General features: G+C 68.4%; 2 protein-coding genes. Both read left to right on the top strand.

Annotated features, from left to right (window positions below):
• Positions 1-52: 52 nt before the first annotated feature.
• On the top strand, positions 53-343 hold the full coding sequence (locus HDC93_RS37660) for a transposase (protein WP_185015258.1): 291 nt from the start codon (positions 53-55) through the stop codon (positions 341-343).
• A 20-nt stretch (positions 344-363) separates the two neighbouring features.
• Positions 364-1,272, top strand: coding sequence for an IS3 family transposase (locus tag HDC93_RS37655; protein ID WP_185015257.1), 909 nt, complete (start codon positions 364-366; stop codon positions 1,270-1,272).
• The last annotated feature ends 31 nt before the right edge of the window (positions 1,273-1,303 follow it).

Genomic DNA, 1,303 nt, shown 5'->3' with positions numbered 1-1,303 from the left:
TGACCTTCCCCTCGTAGCGTAGAGACCGTGACTGCAGGGGAAGTTGGGAGTCATGGCGGGCAAGAGACGGAAGTTCGACGCGGAGTTCCGCGCGGGGGCTGTGCGGATCGTGACCGAGACCGGCAAGCCGATCGCGCAGGTCGCGAATGACCTTGGGATTAACGAGACCACGCTGGCCAGTTGGGTGTCCCGGGCCCGCAGGGCGGGCGGGGCCGAGACGGCCGGTGAGAGCGAGGAGCTCGCGCGGCTGCGGCGGGAGAACGCGCAGCTGAAGAAGGACAACAAGGAGCTGGCCATGGAGCGTGATGTGCTCAAACGCTGCATGGTCTTGTGGGTGAAGTAGCTGGGGCGGACCCGGCCGCCGTGGTCGGGGCGATCAGCGACTGCAAGACCGAGGAGAACATTCCGCATCGCATTGCCTGCCGGGCGCTGGGGGTGTCGGAGGCGTGGTTCTACAAGTGGCGGCGCCGTCCGGCCGAGCCGACGAAGCGCGAGGCCAGAAGGGCTGCCCTGGCCGAGCGGATCCGTTACTTCTTCGATCGCTCCGGCCGGACCTACGGCTCGCCGAGGATCACGCTGGATCTGTGGGAGGAGGGCTGGCAGGTGTCGCAGAACACCGTCGCCGAGATCATGGCCGAGCTCGGCCTGCAGGGCCGCAGGCCGCCGCGCCGGCGCCGCTCGCTGACCCGCCCCGGCAAGCGGAAGACGGCCCCTGACCTGGTGCGGCGCAAGTTCGACGCGATTGCGCCCGACGTGCTGTGGTGGGGCGACATGACGGAGATCGACACCGGCGAGGGCACGCTCTACCTCGCATCCGTCCACGACGCCTTCTCCCGCCGGGCCCTTGGCTATGCGATGGGCGCGCGGCACGATGCCGCGCTGGTCAGCGCCGCCCTGCAGATGGCGATCGCGACCCGGGGCGGCCAGGTCGACGGCGTCATTTTCCACACGGACCGCGGCAGCGAATACACATCCCAGGCGTTCCAGCAGCTCTGCGGCCGCTGGGGCGTGATGCAGTCGATGGGGCGGGTCGGGTCGGCGCTGGACAACGCCGCCGCGGAGTCGTTCCACTCGGTCCTCAAGGTCGAGTACGTCCACCGGCACACCTTCGCCACGCGGGCCGAGGCGAGGCTGAAGATCGCGACGTGGATCGCGGACTTCTACAACACGAAGCGGCGTCACAGCGCGGCCGGCGGGAAACCACCCGTCGAGTTCGAACGGATCATCCAGGAAGCGCGAGCCCTGACCGATCAGGAAGGCCGGGCCGCATAACCAACGTCTCTACGAAAACTGGGGATTGACA

The sequence above is a fragment of the Streptomyces sp. AK010 genome (assembly GCF_014207295.1).
Classification (GTDB): domain Bacteria; phylum Actinomycetota; class Actinomycetes; order Streptomycetales; family Streptomycetaceae; genus Streptomyces; species Streptomyces massasporeus.
The sequence above is the reverse complement of the archived record's forward strand: the minus strand, read 5'-3'. Positions and strand labels throughout refer to the sequence as shown.

Bases quoted from the DNA above. Each gene is read 5' to 3' on its own strand.
- HDC93_RS37660 (WP_185015258.1), top strand. From the start codon at position 53: ATGGCGGGCAAGAGACGGAAGTTCGACGCGGAGTTCCGCGCGGGGGCT.